This is a genomic window from Methylocystis sp. SB2 (assembly GCF_049817085.1).
In the GTDB taxonomy this organism is placed as follows: domain Bacteria; phylum Pseudomonadota; class Alphaproteobacteria; order Rhizobiales; family Beijerinckiaceae; genus Methylocystis; species Methylocystis rosea.
This window is the reverse complement of record NZ_CP187401.1, coordinates 3185309-3204063: the sequence shown is the minus strand read 5'-3', so window position 1 is coordinate 3204063 and position 18755 is coordinate 3185309. Positions and strand designations below refer to the sequence as shown.

The 18755-nt window shown below is 61.7% G+C and carries 17 protein-coding genes; 8 read left to right on the top strand and 9 right to left on the bottom strand.

Annotated features, from left to right (window positions below):
- Nucleotide 1 precedes the first annotated feature (1 nt).
- Both ACPS74_RS15610 and ACPS74_RS15605 read right to left on the bottom strand, forming a co-directional pair.
- Entirely contained in the window at nucleotides 2-457 is a 456-nt protein-coding gene (locus ACPS74_RS15610) for a hypothetical protein (protein ID WP_051381829.1), read from the bottom strand.
- A gap of 17 nt (nucleotides 458-474) precedes the next feature.
- Complete coding sequence (locus tag ACPS74_RS15605) at nucleotides 475-1872, bottom strand: L,D-transpeptidase family protein (RefSeq protein ID WP_239754839.1); 1398 nt, start codon at nucleotides 1870-1872, stop codon at nucleotides 475-477.
- A 115-nt stretch (nucleotides 1873-1987) separates the two neighbouring features.
- Here ACPS74_RS15605 and ACPS74_RS15600 point away from each other — a divergent pair, with 115 nt between their 5' ends.
- Nucleotides 1988-3796 (top strand): di-heme-cytochrome C peroxidase, encoded by a 1809-nt coding sequence (locus tag ACPS74_RS15600; RefSeq protein WP_051381702.1) that lies wholly within the window; start codon nucleotides 1988-1990, stop codon nucleotides 3794-3796.
- A gap of 118 nt (nucleotides 3797-3914) precedes the next feature.
- The gene (ychF, locus tag ACPS74_RS15595) at nucleotides 3915-5012 is read left to right on the top strand and encodes a redox-regulated ATPase YchF (protein ID WP_029648902.1); all 1098 of its coding nucleotides are present in this window, start codon (nucleotides 3915-3917) and stop codon (nucleotides 5010-5012) included.
- A gap of 212 nt (nucleotides 5013-5224) precedes the next feature.
- On the opposite strand, the gene phaR is transcribed toward ychF, so the two are convergent.
- On the bottom strand, nucleotides 5225-5851 hold the full coding sequence (gene phaR / locus ACPS74_RS15590) for a polyhydroxyalkanoate synthesis repressor PhaR (protein WP_029648901.1): 627 nt from the start codon (nucleotides 5849-5851) through the stop codon (nucleotides 5225-5227).
- Nucleotides 5852-6095: 244 nt separating this feature from the next.
- On the opposite strand from phaR, the gene ACPS74_RS15585 reads away from it, so the two are divergent.
- From ACPS74_RS15585 to ACPS74_RS15570, 4 genes are all read left to right on the top strand, one after another.
- On the top strand, nucleotides 6096-7268 hold the full coding sequence (locus ACPS74_RS15585; RefSeq protein ID WP_029648900.1) for an acetyl-CoA C-acetyltransferase: 1173 nt from the start codon (nucleotides 6096-6098) through the stop codon (nucleotides 7266-7268).
- Between the two features lie 117 nt (nucleotides 7269-7385).
- Nucleotides 7386-8111, top strand: a complete 726-nt coding sequence (gene phbB / locus ACPS74_RS15580; RefSeq protein WP_026222828.1) for an acetoacetyl-CoA reductase — start codon at nucleotides 7386-7388, stop codon at nucleotides 8109-8111.
- A 213-nt stretch (nucleotides 8112-8324) separates the two neighbouring features.
- Nucleotides 8325-9452, top strand: a complete 1128-nt coding sequence (locus ACPS74_RS15575; protein ID WP_239754841.1) for a lysylphosphatidylglycerol synthase transmembrane domain-containing protein — start codon at nucleotides 8325-8327, stop codon at nucleotides 9450-9452.
- 13 nt (nucleotides 9453-9465) lie between these two features.
- Entirely contained in the window at nucleotides 9466-10071 is a 606-nt protein-coding gene (locus ACPS74_RS15570; protein ID WP_036242392.1) for a L,D-transpeptidase, read from the top strand.
- Nucleotides 10072-10107: 36 nt separating this feature from the next.
- Here ACPS74_RS15570 and ACPS74_RS15565 read toward each other — a convergent pair whose 3' ends face one another.
- The 3 genes from ACPS74_RS15565 to ACPS74_RS15555 form a co-directional block, all read right to left on the bottom strand.
- Entirely contained in the window at nucleotides 10108-11115 is a 1008-nt protein-coding gene (locus tag ACPS74_RS15565; protein WP_029652024.1) for a sulfate ABC transporter substrate-binding protein, read from the bottom strand.
- A gap of 108 nt (nucleotides 11116-11223) precedes the next feature.
- Nucleotides 11224-12123 carry a pirin family protein gene (locus ACPS74_RS15560; RefSeq protein ID WP_051381857.1) on the bottom strand — a complete coding sequence of 300 codons (900 nt, stop codon included), beginning with the start codon at nucleotides 12121-12123 and terminating at the stop codon, nucleotides 11224-11226.
- 75 nt (nucleotides 12124-12198) lie between these two features.
- Entirely contained in the window at nucleotides 12199-12399 is a 201-nt protein-coding gene (locus ACPS74_RS15555) for a hypothetical protein (protein WP_051381856.1), read from the bottom strand.
- A 283-nt stretch (nucleotides 12400-12682) separates the two neighbouring features.
- Between ACPS74_RS15555 and ACPS74_RS15550 the strand changes: the two genes are divergently transcribed.
- Nucleotides 12683-12943, top strand: coding sequence for a hypothetical protein (locus ACPS74_RS15550; protein ID WP_193392197.1), 261 nt, complete (start codon nucleotides 12683-12685; stop codon nucleotides 12941-12943).
- Nucleotides 12944-13559: 616 nt separating this feature from the next.
- Here the strand turns inward: ACPS74_RS15550 and ACPS74_RS15545 are convergent.
- On the bottom strand, nucleotides 13560-15659 hold the full coding sequence (locus ACPS74_RS15545; protein ID WP_029652020.1) for an elongation factor G: 2100 nt from the start codon (nucleotides 15657-15659) through the stop codon (nucleotides 13560-13562).
- A gap of 157 nt (nucleotides 15660-15816) precedes the next feature.
- On the opposite strand from ACPS74_RS15545, the gene rph reads away from it, so the two are divergent.
- Entirely contained in the window at nucleotides 15817-16530 is a 714-nt protein-coding gene (gene rph, locus ACPS74_RS15540) for a ribonuclease PH (protein WP_018407504.1), read from the top strand.
- Nucleotides 16531-16658: 128 nt separating this feature from the next.
- Here rph and ACPS74_RS15535 read toward each other — a convergent pair whose 3' ends face one another.
- Complete coding sequence (locus ACPS74_RS15535) at nucleotides 16659-17261, bottom strand: GNAT family N-acetyltransferase (protein WP_029652019.1); 603 nt, start codon at nucleotides 17259-17261, stop codon at nucleotides 16659-16661.
- Nucleotides 17262-17282: 21 nt separating this feature from the next.
- Complete coding sequence (gene thrC, locus ACPS74_RS15530) at nucleotides 17283-18689, bottom strand: threonine synthase (RefSeq protein ID WP_029652018.1); 1407 nt, start codon at nucleotides 18687-18689, stop codon at nucleotides 17283-17285.
- Nucleotides 18690-18755 lie beyond the last annotated feature (66 nt).

Sequence of the window (18755 nt, the reverse complement as noted above, 5' to 3'; positions counted from 1 at the left end):
GTTATTTGTTGGTGGCCACGTTGCTCAACACCTCCCAATTTCCGATCTGGTCAGGCTTATTTTCTTTGAGCCATACGAGAAAGCGCTTCCCCTCACGAGAAAGTTTGTGGTCAAGAAGCGAAAGATTGGACAAGGCTCTCACGATTATCTGGACGACCTCATTGTCCTCGATCAGTAATTTCTCATGAGGAGACTCAGCAACGTGTTTCAGCCAATTCCTAGCTTTATTCAGATAGTCATCTGAAATTTCCTTCGCCGAAATATCGAATTCCATCGCCAGGTCGCGCGACAGCGTTTTATGTGCGCTAGGCTGCACCAGCTTGCCAAGGATTTCTTCGGCCGCTCCCGCTAGCGTGATCGACGGCGCATAGGCCCGATGATCAATCAACAGGCGAATAGCCCAGTCGAGCTGGTCAACAGCAGCTTCGATCTGATTGATCTCAATTTCGTTGGTCAAGTCGCTATAAACCCTGCCTATTGCTCGGCGATTCCGCTGATTTCGTCGAGATGATAGACGTCGTCGCGAAAATGCACGAGGCCGTCCGCCGACGCCCAGCCGGTCATATAGACCCACGCCACCGGCACATGCTGCGTCAGCCGCACCTCCTCGCGTTCGCCCGACGCGATTTTCGCGTTGATCTCATCCTTGCTCATCAGCGGGCCGGATTCGCCGTCGAGCAGCCAGGCCGCGAGATCGACGACGCCCTGCACGCGCACGCAGCCATGCGAGAGGAAACGATAGTCATTGGCGAAGAGATTCCGCGACGGCGTGTCATGCATGTAGACGGAATGGGAATTGGGCATCGAAATGCGGATCGAGCCCAGCGAATTGTCCGCGCCGGAATCCTGCCGCAGCGTGTATTGGGCGGCGCGCTCGCTCGCCCAGTTGATCGAGCGCGGATCGACCTCCTCGCCATGGCCGTTCAGCACGCGAATATGCGAGCGCTGCAGATAGGTCGGATCCTTCAGCATCTTCGGCGCGATCTCGTTCTTGATGATCGAAACCGGAACGGTCCATGTCGGATTGATGTTGACCGCGACGACCTTCGCCTGCAGCTCCGGCGAATGGTGCTCGGGATCGCCGACGATCGCGGCGTAGCGGCGCGCGACGCGATCGTCTTCCACCGCATCGACCGCCGTCGACGGAATGTTGACGACGATGTAGCGCGGACCAAAGGCGAAATCGAACGCGGTGAGCCGTTGTGCGGTGGACTCGAGCTGATGGAAGCGGGTCTCCGCCGGAACGTCGAGTTCGCGTAGCGTCGCGCCCGCGACGACGCCCGTCTGTTTCAGCCCGAGGCGAAACTGAAAGCGCTTCACCGCCGCGGTGAGATCGGCGTCCCACTTTTCTTTCGCCGTGTCGACGAGTCTGTCGTCTTCGGCCGCGAGGCGCCGGCGCAGCGTCGACACCGCGGCTCCCTTCGCGCCAGGCCGAAGCGGGACGCCCACTCTCGGCCATCCGCCCCGATCGACGATCTGCCGATAGCGATCCGCCGCTTTCGAGGTGGTGAAAAATGTCTGAGGCTGCAATGCGGGCGTCGGATCATCGGATAGCGCGGTTTCGCGCGGCGGCGCAGGTTTTGGCTTTGGCTTTTTTACGGCGGTCTGAGCGGGCGCTGGCGTTGTCGCTTGCGGCGCGGCGGGCGCGGCGCTGACAGGCGGCGCAGATGTCACGGGCGCAGACGTCACGGGCGCAGGTTCGGGCGGCGCCGCGGGCGCCGGCGGCGCTACGGGCGTCGGCGCCGTCTGCGCGGGCGCCGGCGGCGATTCGGGCGTCGCGGTTTCAGCGCGAAGCGGCGCGCCTGTCGCGAGCATCGACATGAGCGCCCCAATCAGGAAGCCAATACGAGAAGCGGAAGGAGTTTTGTTCATTTTCATGCCATGTCGGCGCGTGCATCGCGCACAGCGGCGGCGCGCCGCCGCCCGTTGTGAATCACGCGCGCCTATGCTCTAATTTCATCGCATATTCTATTGTTTTGGGGGAGCCATGATTGCAAACAAAGCACTGCGCACGCCATTGCGTGCGCACATCGCCGCCGCTGCGCTGCTCGCACTCGCCGCGGCAAATCCTGCGTCAGCCGAAGTGAAATACGCCGATCAGGGGGCCCATTGGGCGCCGGCGGACCGCGACGACTTCTATAGTCTCGACCAGGGCGCGCGAATCATGCCGCTCAACTGGTTTAAAGCGCTGAGACATTCTGACGGCAAACATTTCCTCGATGATCAGCTGACTCGCTACGGCTATCTGCCCAATCCAAACAGCCCGACTCCCGGACTGCCGGTGGGCTTTCTCGCCGCCTCCGAAGAGGGCGCACAATTCTTCAGCATGACATGTTCCGCCTGCCATACGCGTCAGATCGACGTCAACGGCGTCTCCTGGCGGATCGATGGGGGGCCGGCGCTCAGCGACTTTCAAAGCCTTCTCGCCGACATCGACACGGCATTCCAAAAAATTCTCGCCGACGAGGTCGCCTTCGACGAATTCGCCAAAGAGGCGCTTGGCGGCGACCCCAACGAACGCGCGCTCAGGAAACTGCGAAAGGAGGTCGAGGTCTGGTTCCAGCCCTACGACGTTCTGATGCGCAAATCGCTTCCCAAGCCTGGTTGGGGCGTCGCGCGCGCCGACGCGGTATCGATGATCTTCAACCGAGTGGCCGGACTGGACATCGGAACGAGCTCGTCGCGGATCATCGAGCAGAACATCGCACTGGCCGACGCGCCGGTGCGTTACCCGTTCCTGTGGAACGCGCCCATTCAGGATTGGACGCAGTGGCCGGGATTCGCCCGCAACGGCGACGACATTCTTGGTCTGGCGAGGAACGTCGGCGAAGTCTACGGGGTCTTCGGCATCTACCGTCCGACGCCTCTCACGCTCGCATTGCCGCAACTCGTCAAATTCAATTCTTCCCGGCTCCCCAAACTCATCAACTTCCTCAATGATTCCTCGCTGAATTATCCGGGCCTCATGCGTCTTGAAAATTTGATCCAGCAGATCGGCCAGCCGAAATGGCCGTGGAGTCTCGATCCGAAACTCGTCGCGCAAGGCGAGGAAATTTTCAATCGCGATCCCAAGCAGGGCGGCTGCGCGACAGGTTGTCACGAAGTCGCGAAAGGAACGCCACGTCTTTGCAATCTCAACACGTGGAAAACGCCGCTTCAGGATGTCGGTACGGACGTGCGCGAATACAACGTGCTCGGACGCGAGGCGGACACCGGCGTGCTCAATGGCGCAGCGATCCCCTTTGTCCCCGGGATCGACACGCCGCTAAAACCGAAAGACAAGATCATCAGCATTCTCGGCCTCTCGGTGATTGGATCAATCCTCGAAGCGCCGCTCCATTTCGGCCTCGACGTGTTCAAGCCGATCGTTGAAGAGTGCATTCCGGAGTCTCGACAAGCCAGGACGGAGACGGCCGCCAGTCTCATTACCGCCAAGTTCTCGGCGGACCTGCAAAATCTCTACAAGAAGCCCAGCGCGCAACCAGCCCCGGTCTTTGAAGCGCGGGTGATGCGCGGCATCTGGGCGGCGGCGCCTTATCTGCACAATGGCTCTGTGCCGACGCTCGCCGATCTCTTGAAGAAGCCCGCCGACCGCCCGGCCTCTTTCAAGGTCGGCCCAGCCTATGACATTGAGAACGTCGGTTTGGCGAGGGAGCAAGGCGCATTCAACTCGACCTACAACGCCGACGATTGCTCGAAACGCGATTCCGGCAACAGCCGCTGCGGCCACGACTTCGGAACCTCGCTTTCGGATCCCGACAAGAAGGCGCTTCTCGAATATTTGAAGAGCCTCTAGCGCAATGACCGCGCGACGATCGTAGCATGAAGACGAGGGGGACGCGCGTCCCCCTTGCCTTTTCTCGCGCCGCCCCGCATACCGCGCCGCAACGCGCAATCGAAAAACCGGGACGGATATGGGGTTCAAATGTGGCATCGTCGGCCTGCCCAACGTCGGCAAGTCGACCCTTTTCAACGCCCTCACGCAGACCGCCGCGGCGCAGGCCGCGAACTATCCCTTCTGCACGATCGAGCCCAATGTCGGCGAAGTCGCCGTTCCCGATCCGAGGCTTGAGGAACTGGCCAGGATCGCCGGGTCGAAAGAAATCATTCCGACGCGCCTGACCTTCGTCGACATCGCCGGCCTCGTGCGCGGCGCCTCCAAGGGCGAAGGGCTCGGCAATCAGTTTCTCGCCAATATCCGCGAATGCGACGCCATCGCCCATGTCGTGCGCTGTTTCGAAGACGGCGACGTGACCCATGTCGAAGGCGGCGTCGATCCGATCCGCGACGTCGAGACGATCGAGACCGAGCTGATGCTCGCTGATCTCGACAGCCTCGAAAAGCGCGTCGTCGCCATGGAGAAGAAAGCCAAAGGCGGCGACAAGGAGGCGAAGGAACTCGCCGACCTGATGAACCGCTGCCTTGTCCTGCTGCGCGAGGGCAAGCCCGCGCGTCTCGCCAAGGTCAGCGCGGAGGAGCGCATCGCCTTCGCGGGTCTCGGGCTGCTCTCGTCGAAGCCCGTTCTTTACGTCTGCAACGTCGAAGAGGCGTCGGCGTCCGAAGGCAACGCCCAATCAGCGAAAGTCGCTGTGCGCGCCGCCGAGGAAGGCGCGGCCGCGGTGGTCGTCTCCGCAAAGATCGAAAGCGAGATCGCCGTGCTGCCGGCCGCCGAGCAGAAGGATTATTTGGAGGCGGTCGGCCTCGTCGAGCCCGGGCTTAATCGCGTCATCCGCGCCGGCTACGACCTCCTGCATCTCATCACCTATTTCACCGTCGGCCCGAAGGAGGCGCGCGCCTGGACCATCGAGAAAGGCGTGCGCGCGCCGGCGGCGGCAGGCGTGATCCATACCGATTTCGAGAAGGGCTTCATTCGCGCCGAGACGATCGCCTATGGCGATTACATTTCAAACAAGGGCGAGGCGGGGGCGCGCGACGCGGGGCGCTTAAGGCTGGAAGGCAAGGAATATGTTGTCGCCGACGGCGACGTGATGCATTTCCGGTTTAATACGTAATCTGCGGCGACTCCCCTCTCCCGCATGCGGGAGAGGGTGGCCCGGCCAAAGGGCGTCTGTAAAGACGCCCGTCGCTAACGACGGGCTTTTGGCCGGGTCGGGTGAGGGCGTCGCAATTTCCTGAACGCCGTTGCCCTCATCCGTCGCGCCTTCGCGCGACACCTTCTCCCGCTTGCGGGAGAAGGAGAAACTCAGCATTACGCTAACCAGCCTCACCCCTTCGACAGATTATCGATCCGCTTGTTCAGCTCGTCGAGCTGGCGCTTCAGGTCGGCGACGTCGCCGCCTTCCTTGCGAACGCCGCCAGTCTCCTGCTCGTCGAGCGACGGCGCGGTGGTCATCATGCCTTCCGTCGGCACGCCGAAGGGATTGAACATGGTCAGCGCCTGACGGAACACGGCCATGTTCTTGCGCGCCTGCTCTTCGAGCGATTGGAACGCCGCCCGTGTCGGCTCGGCGAACGGCGCGCCCCCGACGCCGAGCGCCGAGGTGAACTGATCCCGGAATCTTTGCTGTTCCTTCGTCAGCTTGTCGATCGAGAATTCGAGATAGCTCGGCACCAGCATCTGCATCGAGTCGCCGTAGAAGCGGATGAGCTGGCGCAGGAAGGCGATCGGCAGCAGGCTCTGGCCTTCCTTGCCCTCCTGCTCGAAGATGATCTGGGCCAGAACCGGGCGGGTGATGTCGTCGCCGGTTTTTGCATCGCACACGACGAAATCCTCGCCGCGCTTCACCATCCCGGCAAGGTCCTCCAGCGTCACATAGGTGCTCGTTCCGGTGTCATAGAGCCGACGATTGGCGTATTTCTTGATCGTTGTGGGTTTTTTCTCAGTCGCCATACGCCTGACATGCTCCCCTCGCCCCACGGCCGCCACCCGCCTAAAAACAGCCGTCTAGCGTTGGACGATACGCGCAAATTGGCGCCTGCGGCAATATTTTCATGCCGAAAGCCTTTCGCTACCGCTCGATTCCGTGCAAAACGGGCCGCGCTTGCCCACCGCAAGCGCGAAAGGGACCAACACTTCGCCCCCTGGCCGGCTAAGGCGGTCGGGCGGTTGGACTATTTTTTAAGGAGATCGACAGATGACCGATATCGTGATCGTTTCCGCGGCGCGCACCGCCGTCGGATCGTTCAACGGAGCCTTTGGAGCGGTTCCGGCCCACGAGCTCGGCGCCGTCGCCATCAAGGCCGCTCTCGAGCGCGCCAACGTCCAGCCCAGTGAAGTGAACGAGGTCATTCTCGGGCAGGTGCTCGACTCCGCGCAGGGCCAGAATCCGGCGCGTCAGGCGGCGATCAAGGCCGGCGTTCCGGACATCGCCACGGCCTTCGGGATCAATCAGGTCTGCGGCTCCGGGCTGCGCGCCGTGGCGCTCGCGGCCCAGCAGATCCAGGCGGGCGACGCCAGCATCATCGTCGCCGGCGGTCAGGAGTCGATGTCGCTCGCGCCGCATGCGTCGCAGCTGCGCACGGGCACCAAAATGGGCGACGTCAAATTCGTCGACACCATGATCATCGACGGGCTCACCGACGCCTTCAACAATTATCACATGGGCGTCACCGCCGAGAACGTCGCCCGGCAGTGGCAGATCACCCGCGAGCAGCAGGACGAATTCGCGGTCAAGTCGCAGAACAAGGCCGAGGCCGCGCAGAAGGCCGGCAAGTTCAAGGACGAAATCATCCCCTATACGATCTCGACCAAGAAGGGCGACGTCGTCGTCGACGCCGACGAATATATCAAGCATGGCGTGACCATGGACGGCGTCGGCAAGCTGCGCCCGGCCTTCGCCAAGGACGGCACGGTGACGGCGGCGAACGCCTCGGGCCTCAACGACGGCGCCGCGGCGCTCATCGTGATGAGCGCCGATGAGGCCAAGAAGCGCGGCCTGACTCCGCTGGCGCGCATCGCCTCCTGGGCGACCGCCGGCGTCGACCCGTCATTGATGGGCTCCGGGCCGATCCCCGCGTCGCGCAAAGCGCTGGAGAAGGCCGGCTGGAAAGTCGCCGACCTCGATCTCATCGAGGCGAACGAAGCCTTCGCGGCGCAGGCGCTCGCGGTCAATAAGGACATGGGCTGGGATCCGGCGATCGTGAACGTCAACGGCGGCGCGATCGCCATCGGCCATCCGATCGGCGCCTCCGGCGCGCGCGTGCTCACCACGCTCCTGCACGAGATGGCGCGTCGCGGCTCCAAGAAGGGCCTCGCGACGCTCTGCATCGGCGGCGGCATGGGCATCGCGCTGACGGTGGAGCGGTAATCCGAGGCAGTCGGCGATAGGCGATCGGCAGTCGGGTTGCGATACTCTCCGACTGCCTGCTCACAACTGCCGACCGCCGTTTCAAACGATCAACAAATTCTGGAGGAGACTCTTTAAATGGCAAGAACTGCAGTTGTGACAGGCGGCACGCGCGGCATCGGCGAAGCGATTTCCAAGGCGCTGAAGGCGGCGGGCTACACTGTCGCGGCGACTTACGCCGGCAATGACGAAGCCGCCAATAAGTTCAAGGCTGAGACGGGCATTCCGGTCTTTAAGTTCGACGTGTCCGACTACGACGCCTGCGCCGCCGGAATCGCGCAGATCGAGAAAGAGATCGGCCCGGTCGACATTCTCGTCAACAACGCCGGCATCACCAAGGACCGTCTGTTCCACAAGATGGAGCTTGCCCAGTGGCAGGCGGTGATCAACACCAATCTGAACTCGCTGTTCAACGTCACGCGCCCGGTCATCAACGGCATGCGCGATCGCGGCTTCGGCCGCATCATCGTCATCTCGTCGATCAACGGCCAGAAGGGCCAGGCCGGCCAGACCAACTATTCCGCCTCCAAGGCCGGCGACATCGGCTTCGTGAAGGCGCTGGCTCAGGAGAGCGCATCGAAGGGCATCACCGTCAACGCCATCGCGCCGGGCTATATCGCGACCGAGATGGTGAAGGCCGTTCCGCAGGACGTGCTCGACAAGCACATCATTCCCTATATCGCCGTCGGCCGCCTCGGCGAGCCCGAAGAGATCGCGCGCGCCGTCGTATTCCTCGCCGCCGATGACGCCGGCTTCATCACCGGCTCGACGCTGACGATCAACGGCGGCCAGTATCTGCACTAGATCACGCTGCATTTGGGCGGAATCGCCCAAATGCAGATAACGTGATCGATTCCCATAGTTTAGAGCGCGCTCTACGCGAAAAACCGGTTCCCACTTTTTCGCAGCGCGCTCTAAGCGGATGGTCTGTGCGGGCCAGAGAATAGGCCGGTCTTCGCGCCGGCCATTTTTCTGGCCTATGAGGCGAAGCGCTATTCCGCGCGTAGCGAGATGGCCATGAGCGTAGAGGACGATCGACTTCGACCGACGCGTCTCGCGCCCGAGCTGCGATTGAGCGAGATTGTCTCGCCGGTCGGCGGCCTTCGGCCTTTGTCCGCGAGCTCCGCGCCGCAGCGAGCGGCCAACTCAATAAAATTTATCTCTCAGCGCAGCGGATATGTCGCGCTGATTCTAAACGCCGCCTTTTTTGCCTACATTTCCTACTGGCTCTATCAGAACATCGAGTTCGCCGATCTGTCGCAGGAGCTGAAGCAGATCCCCTTAAGCGCGGTTCTGATCGCAATGACGATGAATGTGTTCGTCTTGCTGTTCTATGGATCGCGCCTGTCGACGCTGCTTGGCGGCGGACTTTCGTCCGGTTTTCTGATCGCCACGATGGGATTCACCTTCAACAGTTTAATTCCGTTCCGGGCTGGCGAAGGCGTGAAAATCTATTTTGGACATTCCTATTTTAATTATGCGATCGGCGGCATCAGCGCCGCAGTCCTGCTGGAAAAACTCTACGACGTTACCGCGATCGTCCTTTTGTCGTTGCTCATCCTTGCGAACTCCGATTCCCGCATCATCGATCCGCGCCTGTTGACCGCAGCCGCCGCGATCCTTTCAATTGTTTTTTGCTGCATGTTCGTCTTCCGGCGAAAAGCCGTCGTCTGGCGCCTTCCGGATTGGCGCATCGTAAACGCCTTGCGGCTGGACGCTTTTTTCAAACAGGCAGGCGGATTGGTCGCCCATCATCGCGCGGCGAGAACGGCTTTCTTCACGGCCTCGATATGGATGACCAATGTCTGCCTGGTCTATGTCGCCTTCAGAACGCTGCTGCCTGAAATCGATTTCACCCTCATCCACGCGATTACATTATTGATGATCGGCGCGCTCGCGGTCGCCGTTCCCGCAAGCCCCGCCGGCCTGGGGCTGTTTGAGGCCGGCATCGTCGCCTATCTCGTCAACGGCTACGGCCTCCAGAAGGAACGCGCCATTTCCGCGGCCTTGGCCTATCACTTCTCGATCACCGCGCCCCACACGCTGATCATCGTCGGTTTTCTTGGAATTGCATGTTTCAGATGGTTGAAAGAACGCTTGCGGCCTGAGGGCGCCGCGCAAGATTCCGCTTCGACGCTCAGCTGAAGGAATTTCCCGCGTGCGCCGCCGCACGGCATGCGGGCGGCGCCTCTTCTACAACGCGCTCATCGAGACATCGAACATCGAGCGCAAGACAATGAACCGCCGCACTTCCAAGATCGCCCAATTCGTTTTCGCCGCCGCCATCATCGGCGCCGCCTCGGCGCCGCAGGCCGCCGCCGCCCGCGAATTCGTTCATTATCACTCCGAGCTCGATCCCGGCTCCATCGTCGTCAGCGAGCACGAGCGCAAGCTCTATCTCATCGTCGATCAGGACGACGCTATCGCCTACAAGGTGGCGGTGCCGAAGGCGGGCAAGGAATGGAGCGGCGTCGTGCAGATCAACGCCAAATTCGTCGCGCCCGATTGGACGCCGCCGGAAGATGTGAAGCACGATCATCCGGAACTGCCGGAGGTGATCCCCGGCGGCGCGTCGAATAACCCGATGGGCGCCCGCGCCATGACGCTCAGCGAGGGTCAGGTCGCGATCCACGGCACCACGCAAAAGATGCGCAAGTCGATCGGCTCCGCCGCTTCCTATGGCTGCATCCGCATGCTCAACGAGGACGTCGTCGATCTCTACGACCGCGTCGCGGTGGGCGCCACCGTGGTGGTGGAGCCGTAACTTGATTTCTCTCCTCGCCGACGGAAACAACGCTCCTTAGCGCTTCTGTATCTCATCGAAGATGCCGCCGTCGGCGAAGAATTTCTTCTGCGCTGCTGGCCAGCCGCCAAACTGCTTATCAATGGTGACAAGTTTGATTTTGGCGAAGCGTTTAAGATCTTCTTTCGAAGCGTATTGGGGAGAAGCCGGACGATAGCCGAATTTGGCGATCAGCGCCTGCGCCTTCGGCTTGAACAGGCTATCAAGATAGGCCTCGGCGAGCTTGCGCGTGCCTTTCGCGTCAACGTTTCCGTCGACGATCGAGACGGCGGGCTCGGCGAGTATCGAAATCGACGGCGTGACGATCTCAAATTTGTCCGCGCCAAATTCTTGCAGCGTCAAGAACGCTTCGTTTTCCCAAGTGATCAGCGCATCGCCGATGCCGCGCTGGGCGAATGTCGTCGTCGAGCCGCGCGCGCCGGAGTCGAGCACCGGGGCGTTGGCGTAAATCGCCTTGACCAATTCTTGCGTCTTCGCCTCGTCGCCGTTGAATTTGGCGAGGCCATACGCCCAGGCCGCAAGAAAATTCCATCTCGCGCCCCCGCCTGTTTTCGGGTTGGGCGTCACCACTGCGACGCCGGGTTTTGCAAGATCGCCCCAATCCCGGATCGCCTTTGGATTTCCCTTACGCACAAGCAGCACGATCGTCGACGTATAGGGAGAAGAATTGTTCGGCAGGCGCTTCTGCCAATCGGCGGGAATTTTACCGCTTCTCGCGGCGATTTGGTCGATGTCGTTGGCCAACGCCAATGTCACGACGTCGGCGGCGAGGCCGTCGATGACCGCCCTCGCCTGAGCGCCAGACCCGCCATGCGACGTTTTGATCTCGACTTCTCCGGCGCCGCTGGCTTTCCAGTCGGCCACAAAGGCTTCGTTAACCGCCTTATAGAGTTCGCGCGTAGGATCATAGGAGACGTTCAGCAGCGTCTGACCGGCCAAGGCTGGCGACAGAAACAGACCGATAACGAGAGAACCCAGGCCTGCGGCCGCGAACTTTCCTGGCATTTGCGAGTCTCTCCATTATCCTTGGTTAGTCTACCGTATTAGTAGCCTAATAGCCCATCGATGCGTGGAGAGCAAATTGTCCCGCAGGACAGCCGGAGCTGTGAGCGATCATTCTTCCGGCAGCGGAATGAACTCCGCGTCGCCCGGCACTGAAGGGAACTTCCCTTCCCGCCAGTCGCGCTTGGCCTGTTCGATCCGCTCCTTGGCGGAAGAGACGAGATTCCACCAGACATAGCGGCGTCCGTCGACCGGCGCGCCGCCAAGCAGCATCATCCGCGCATCGGAAAGCGCGCGGATCGTGATCGCGGCGCCGGGGCTGAAGATCAGCAGTTGCGGCTCATCGAAACGTTCGCCGGCGATCTCAATGGCGCCCTCGACGAGATAAAGCGCGCGCTGCTCATAATCGGCGTCGAGCGGCGCGGAGGCGCCGGCCGAGAGACGCAGCTCGACATAGAACCAATCCGACAGGGTCTCCACGGGCGATGTCGCCCCGAACGCCGCGCCGGCGATGACGCGCGCGAACACGCCTTGATCCTCGACGATGGGAAGAACGTTCGCGCTAAAATGCTGGAAGCTCGGCTCGGTTTCTTCTTGCGCCAGCGGCAAGGCCAGCCAGCTTTGCACGCCGAGCATCTGTTGACCCGCCGCGCGCGGTCCCGGCGGCGTGCGCTCGGAATGAACGATGCCGCGCCCGGCGGTCATCAAATTCATCGCGCCAGGCGCGATCTCCTGCACATTCGCCAAACTGTCGCGATGCAGAATGCGACCGTCGAAAAGATAGGTGACGGTCGCAAGCCCGATATGGGGATGCGGACGCACGTCTATCCCCTGTCCCGGCGCGAATTGAACCGGGCCGAAATGATCGTAAAAGATGAACGGCCCGACCATCTGGCGCCTGTCGTCGGGCAAGGCGCGCCTGACGCTAAAGCCGCCGAGATCGCGCGCGCGCGGCGCAATCTGCAATTCAATCGTCTTCGCCGCCGTCTCGGCGCCGCCGGGGATGGACATGCTGAGCCTCTCCTCGCGCATAGGGGATGTTGCGCCACTAGCTATGTCCGCCGGTCGACGGATCAAGCGCCCCTATCACGCGCTGCGGCGTTTGCCCTTCATGACGCATCCGACGTTCGCCTGACGCATTTTTTTGCTCTTAACGCAACGCGGCGACGGATTGGCGTCGAGGGTCATCGCCTGCGGCGCGGAGGTCGATGCGCCCTTCAGGCCGCCAGCGCTCGAATAGAGACTGAAGGTCATGGCGAGAGCGGCGGCCACCAGGAATATGAACATTCGCATCTCATCGTCCCCCTGCGAAGAAGGCGTCGATGATCATTCAAAGCGAATTCACTTACTGTGCTCGCGCGCACAGGTGCGCGGCCCGATTGGGGAGACTCACGCAGCGGAGTTAGCCAACGTAAGCGCGCGCTCTTGTATCTGCGATATCAAGTTGCGTGACGACCCCTCTGCGCTCGGTTTCCCAGCGCGACTTTCCGCGCTAGTCGCTCTCAGATATTTGATGTACAGCCACAGGCGTTGGGAACACTCATCCGTCTTTCAGTTCTAAGAAGCCCTAATGACCGAAAATACACGTCCAATATGCGGCATCGTAATGCCAATTTCAGCACTCGACGGCTGCTCGGAACAGCATTGGGTCGAGGTACGAGAAATACTCGAGGTTGCAATTGAGCAGGCAGATTTCGAACCAAACTTGGTAAGCGACGCTCAAGACGTTGGGATAATTCAGAAAAGAATACTTCAAAATCTTTACGATAACCCGATCGTGGTCTGCGACGTTAGCGGCAAAAACCCAAATGTAATGTTCGAACTTGGTTAAGGTTAGCATTCGACAAACCCACGATAATAATTAAAGATGATAAAACAACCTATTCGTTCGATACCTCGCCAATCGAACACCTCGAGTATCCGAGAGATCTAAGATACAATGCCATATTAGAATTTAAAGAGAAACTTTCTGAAAAAATCTCAGCAACACACAAGCGTGCTTCTGATGATCCGGCATATACAACATTTCTCAAGCATTTCGGTGAATTCACCGTCGCAAAAATAAGCAAAAAGGAAATTCCCGGGCAGGAATTTATTATGCAAGAACTAAGTCAAATCAAACAGATGATCTTGCGCGAAAGATCACCTCGTATCACTTCCAGACCAATAAAGTGGAATATAGACCTTTGCATGGAAAATTTGCCATATGAAAAAGTAAAAACGGCGTTTGATTTCCTCGGCAGCCTGAGCAACGTTGACCAAATTCGTGTTCAAGAGCGAGGGACCGACCATAAACACGTCCAGGCAATACTTAAAGGATCAAGCCAGGGAGAGCTTCGAGCGGTCGCGGAATCGCTAAAGAGTCTCGTTGGACCGAAAAGAATTTCGATCAAGACCGAGGAGGGAGAACGTATTTCCGTAAAGTAATACGGGCTCCCTTGGCTCAGCTACCCCGCGTTCGCCTTCGCCGTATGCGCGGCGACGATGTCGCGCGCCTGCTTGCCGACGACTTCCGCGAGATGGTCGAAACGCGCTTGATAAAAGCCCGCGCCCGCGGTCGCGGAGCGCAATTCGACGATGAGATTGTCCATCTCCGCTTCCGGGATCAGAGTTTCGAGCTTGTCCCAGCCTTCCCAACCCTCGCGCGGACCAAAGCCCATGATCTGGCCGCGCCGCGCCGAGACGATGCCGGTGGCGCGCGACATCGCGTCGCTCGGCACGAAAATATCGACCGCAAGCACCGGCTCCAGCAGGATCGGTTCGGCCTTTTCCAGGGCTTCGCTCATGCCGATGCGCGCCGCCGTGCGAAAGGCCATGTCGGAAGAATCGACGGAATGGTACGAGCCGTCGGTCAGCACCGCCTCGACGTCGACCACCGGAAAGCCCAACGGGCCGTGCAGCAAGGCGTCCTGACAGCCGGCGTCGACGGACGAGAAATATTGCCTGGGCACAGAGCCGCCATGCACGCGCTCGCTGAAGGCGAATCCTTCGCCGCGGCCGCGTGGCGCGATCTCCATCACGACGTCGCCGAACTGGCCATGTCCGCCCGACTGCTTCTTGTGGCGGCCGCGGACGGTGACCTTATGGCGGATCGTTTCGCGATAGGCGACCGTCGGCTTTGAGCAGTCGACCGCGACGTTGAAGCGCGAGGCGAGGCGTTCGAGCGCGACGCGCAAATGCATCTCTCCCTGGCCGAAGAGCTTGATCTGCGACAGCTCCTGGTCATGAACGAAAACGAGCGAAGGATCTTCCTCGATGAGCTTCGTCATCGCCGCGGCGAGGCGCATCTCGTCCTTGCGGTCCTTCACATTAAGCGCCAGGGCATGCACCGGATCGGGAGCTTGCGCGCGCGTCTTCTGCAGATCCGCCGCGCCAGCGCGCGCGTCGGCGACGATCGTGTCGCCGGTCTGCGCATGATCAAGACGCCCGAGAGCGACGACGTCTCCGGTCTTCGCCTCCGTCGTCTTGCTCGTCGCCGCGCCCATCAAATGCGACATGCCTGAAATGCGATCCTCCCCCTGCGGCGAAGCGACGGTCTGGCCGTCCGCGAGGGCGCCGCGCAGCACGCGCGCAACCGACATTTTCCCGCCGTGCGGCGTGTGGATCGTGCGGAAGATGCGGGCGAGCGCGGGGCCGCCCTCGCCGACGCCAAGCCGCACGCGGGTCGCTTCGATTCCCGGCGCCTCGTGACGCATCGCTTTCAACAGCCGCGTCACGCCGGCGCCTCGTTCGGCCGAGCCGATGAACAAAGGCACGACCAGTCCGGCGCGCAATTCCTTGGTGAGGTCGTCGAAAACCTGATCGCGCGGCGGCTCGATATCGGAAATCAGCTCCTCCATCAGCGCGTCGTCATAGTCGGCGAGCCGCTCCAGCATCGAGTAGCGGGCTTCCTTCTCGGTCGCGACGTCGCCTCCGGAAATGTCGACGACTTCCGACGGCGCATGTTCGCGATAGACATAGGCGCGCTCCAGCGCGAGATCGATGAAGCCGATCGCGACGCCATTGTTCCAGATCGGAACCTGGCGCAGCAGCAGCGGCGTGCGCGAAGCCTGCTGCAGAATGCTGAGCGCCTCGCGCACATCGATGGTCGCGGCGTCGATCTTGTTCAGGAAAATGAAATGCGGCACGCCGAGCTCTTCGAGCTGGCGCAAAATGAGCTGCAGCGCCGGTATCTTGCGGGGGTCGGCCTCGCAAACAACGACGGCGGCGTCGACCGCCGGCAGGATATTGCGCGAGTCATGGGCGAATTCGACGGAGCCTGGCAGATCGACGAATGTGTAGTGGTCGCCCATATAATCGACCGTCGCGACATTGGCCTCGACGCTCATCTGATGGGCGCGGGCTTCCGGACTGGAGTCGCCGACGCTGGCTCCTGCAGCGACGGGGCCCTGCCGCGGGATCGCGCCGGCGTGGGCCAGAATAGCCTCGAGAAGTGTGGTCTTGCCGCATTGAAAAGGGCCCGCCAGCGCAATCAGCCGGGGGCCCTGGGCTCTCGCCTCGTGAGAATGCGCTCCTTGGGACGACGCTTGGGACAACATCTGGCCCATCACTCCCTCCTTATGGTCGGAGCCTGGTTTCGGCCGGCCCCGTTAGCTCATGGTTTCACCATGCGGCCGCCAGCGCAAGACGCCGTCGCTCGCCCGGCGCTTTCACGCTCGCCGAAAGCGCGATAGAAGGCGCAACCCATACGACAACGGAGCTATTATGCGCCCCAGTAAACGCGCGCCCGACGAGATGCGCCAGGTGAGTTTCGAGCGAGGCGTCGCCCGCTACGCCGAGGGCTCCTGCCTCGTTAAATTCGGCAATACGCAGGTGCTCTGCGCGGCGTCGCTCGAGGACAAGCCGCCGCCGTGGCTGCGCGGCCAGGGCCGAGGCTGGGTCACGGCGGAATATTCCATGCTGCCGCGCGCCACCCACACGCGCACGCGTCGCGAGGCCGCCGCCGGAAGGCTCTCGGGACGCACGCAGGAAATCCAGCGCCTCATCGGCCGCTCGCTGCGCGCCGTCACCAATCTGCCCGCGCTTGGCGAGCGGCAGATCGTCGTCGACTGCGACGTCATCCAGGCGGATGGCGGCACGCGCACGGCGTCGATCACCGGCGCCTGGCTGGCGCTGCATGATTGCCTTGATTGGATGCGTTCGCGCTCCATCGTCAAGGAAAGCCCGCTGCGCGATCATGTCGCCGCCGTGTCCTGCGGCATCTTCAACGCAACCCCGGTGATCGACCTCGATTACGCCGAGGATTCGACCGCGGCGACCGACGCCAATTTCGTTCTCACCGGCTCGGGCGGCCTCGTTGAAATTCAGGCGACAGCCGAAGTCGCGGTGTTTTCCCAAGATGAGCTTTCGGCCATGCTGGCGCTCGCCCAGCAAGGGGTTGCAGACCTCGTCGCTCTGCAGAAAGCGGCGCTCGCGTGAGCGATCTCGGCGCCAGCAGCAAAAAGGCGGCGATGGATTTTGAAAGACGGCGCGGCTCAAGCCGCACGGGAAGCTCGTCCCGCGCCGCGCGCCCAGCATCGATCGCGGGGCGTTTCTTTCAGCACCGCTTACGCCGGCGATGGCGGATTGATCGGCTGAGGATCAGTTTCCAACATCGCATACAGCAAATGGTCGCGCCACTGGCCGTTGATGTTGAGATAAGAGCGCGCATAGCCCTCCTGCTTGAAACCGACGCGCTCCAGCAGACGCTTAGAGGGCTCGTTCGTCGGTAGGCAAGCCGCCTCGATGCGATGGAAGCCGCGCTTCTCGAAAGCATAGGCGCAAGCGGCGCGAGCGGCGCGGGTCATGTGGCCCTTGCCGGCATAGGGTTCGCCCATCCAATAGCCGAGCGTCGCCGCCTGCGACACGCCCCGCCGGACATGACCGAAGGAGAGGCCGCCCATCAGCGCGTCGTCCTCCTCACGGAAGATGAAGAAGGAATAGGCCTCGTCACGGGCCATTTCCTCGGCGTGGCGGCGCACGCGATAGCGAAAGCTCGCCCGTGTGAGATCGTCGATTGGCCAGAGCGGCTCCCAGGGCGTCAGGAAGGAGCGGCTTTTTTCGCGCAGTTCGGCCCACTCCAAGTAATCGCGCATTTCGGACGCGCGCAAATAAAGACCGTCGCCTCTAATCGGCAGGTCGCGTCGCCCGATTACGCTGAAGATCGCCATCGTGCTCCTTGCCAGACCTTGTCAGTTCTTCGCCGCGCGCGCGTGCGATGAAATAAATTCGGCGACTCGCGCGCCATCATTTTCAAGAATCGTGAATCGTTCCGGCGCGTCAAGTCGGGCCGCAATATTTTCAGGCGGCTGCGGACGCAGTCCGATGGCGCGCTCAATGGCGTCTGGAAACTTTGCCGGATGCGCCGTCGAAAGGGCGATGACGGGCGTCGCCGGATCTTTCGCAAGCCGCGCGCGCGCCGCGGTGACGCCGGTCGCCGTATGCGGATCGAGCACATAGCCGGTCTCGCGCCAGGTGCGGCGAATCTCCTCCGTCGTCTCGGCTTCGCCGACGGACTCGGCATCGAATTCGGCGCGAATGGCGGCGAGCGCCGCAGCTGGAATCTCAAAGGCGCCGGATTGATCGAGCGAGGCGAAAGCGGCGCGGACCACCGCCGGATCGCGCCCGCTCGCGTCGAATAACAAGCGCTCGAAATTGGATGAAACCTGAATGTCCATCGACGGCGACTGAGTCGGCGTCACGCCGCGCGGCTCGTAACGCCCGCTTGCAAGCGCGCGCGCAAGAATGTCGTTGGCGTTGGTGGCGACGACCAGTCTCTCGATCGGCAGACCCATCCGCTTGGCGACATAGCCGGCGAGCACGTCGCCGAAATTGCCTGTCGGCACGGCGAAGGAAATATGCCGATGCGGCGCGCCGAGCGCCACGGCGCTCGTGAAATAATAGACGGTCTGCGCGACGACGCGCGCCCAGTTGATCGAATTGACGCCGGCGAGTCCGACGCGCGTGCGAAAGTCGGCGGCGCGAAACAGCCGTTTCAATATCGCTTGCGCGTCGTCGAACGAACCCTGCAGCGCGATCGTATGAACATTGGCGTCGTCGACCGTGGTCATTTGCTTGCGCTGCACGTCGGAGACCCGGCCGTGCGGAAACAGGATGAAGACGTCGACGCGGTCCAGACCCTTGAACGCCTCGATCGCCGCGGCGCCCGTATCGCCGGACGTCGCGCCGACGATGGTGGCGCGCAGATTTCGCTCTTCGAGCACATGATTCATCATGCGCCCGAGGAGCTGCATCGCCAGATCCTTGAAGGCGAGCGTCGGCCCGTGAAAAAGTTCGAGAACGAAGAGATTGTCGGCGATCTGCGTCAGCGGCGCGATCGCGCGGTGACGAAACCCGCTATAGGCGCTCTCTGTCTGCGTCCGCAAAACCTCACGCGAAAACGTCTCGCTGAGATAAGGCGCGATCACTTGCGCCGTCGCTTCGGCATAGGACCGGCCCGCGAGCCCGGCGATCTCGGAAGGCGCGAGACGCGGATAGGCGAGCGGCGTGTAGAGCCCGCCGTCGGTCGCGAGACCGGCGAGCAGCACGTCGTCAAAGCCAAGCTGCGCGGCCTCGCCGCGGGTTGAGAGATAGCGCAACCGTCGATCCATGGATGGAAGAGCGCGCGCCGCTCGCGCGCGTGTCAGTGCGCTTTTCATAGCATA

Bases quoted from the DNA above. Each gene is read 5' to 3' on its own strand.
- ACPS74_RS15545 (WP_029652020.1), bottom strand. From the start codon at position 15,659: ATGGGCCAGATGTTGTCCCAAGCGTCGTCCCAAGGAGCGCATTCTCAC.
- phaR (WP_029648901.1), bottom strand. From the start codon at position 5,851: ATGGCGACTGAGAAAAAACCCACAACGATCAAGAAATACGCCAATCGT.
- ACPS74_RS15560 (WP_051381857.1), bottom strand. From the start codon at position 12,123: ATGTCCATCCCCGGCGGCGCCGAGACGGCGGCGAAGACGATTGAATTG.
- ACPS74_RS15605 (WP_239754839.1), bottom strand. From the start codon at position 1,872: ATGAACAAAACTCCTTCCGCTTCTCGTATTGGCTTCCTGATTGGGGCG.
- ACPS74_RS15585 (WP_029648900.1), top strand. From the start codon at position 6,096: ATGACCGATATCGTGATCGTTTCCGCGGCGCGCACCGCCGTCGGATCG.
- ACPS74_RS15575 (WP_239754841.1), top strand. From the start codon at position 8,325: ATGAGCGTAGAGGACGATCGACTTCGACCGACGCGTCTCGCGCCCGAG.
- ACPS74_RS15600 (WP_051381702.1), top strand. From the start codon at position 1,988: ATGATTGCAAACAAAGCACTGCGCACGCCATTGCGTGCGCACATCGCC.
- ychF (WP_029648902.1), top strand. From the start codon at position 3,915: ATGGGGTTCAAATGTGGCATCGTCGGCCTGCCCAACGTCGGCAAGTCG.
- ACPS74_RS15565 (WP_029652024.1), bottom strand. From the start codon at position 11,115: ATGCCAGGAAAGTTCGCGGCCGCAGGCCTGGGTTCTCTCGTTATCGGT.
- rph (WP_018407504.1), top strand. From the start codon at position 15,817: ATGCGCCCCAGTAAACGCGCGCCCGACGAGATGCGCCAGGTGAGTTTC.
- ACPS74_RS15550 (WP_193392197.1), top strand. From the start codon at position 12,683: ATGACCGAAAATACACGTCCAATATGCGGCATCGTAATGCCAATTTCA.
- ACPS74_RS15555 (WP_051381856.1), bottom strand. From the start codon at position 12,399: ATGTTCATATTCCTGGTGGCCGCCGCTCTCGCCATGACCTTCAGTCTC.
- phbB (WP_026222828.1), top strand. From the start codon at position 7,386: ATGGCAAGAACTGCAGTTGTGACAGGCGGCACGCGCGGCATCGGCGAA.
- ACPS74_RS15535 (WP_029652019.1), bottom strand. From the start codon at position 17,261: ATGGCGATCTTCAGCGTAATCGGGCGACGCGACCTGCCGATTAGAGGC.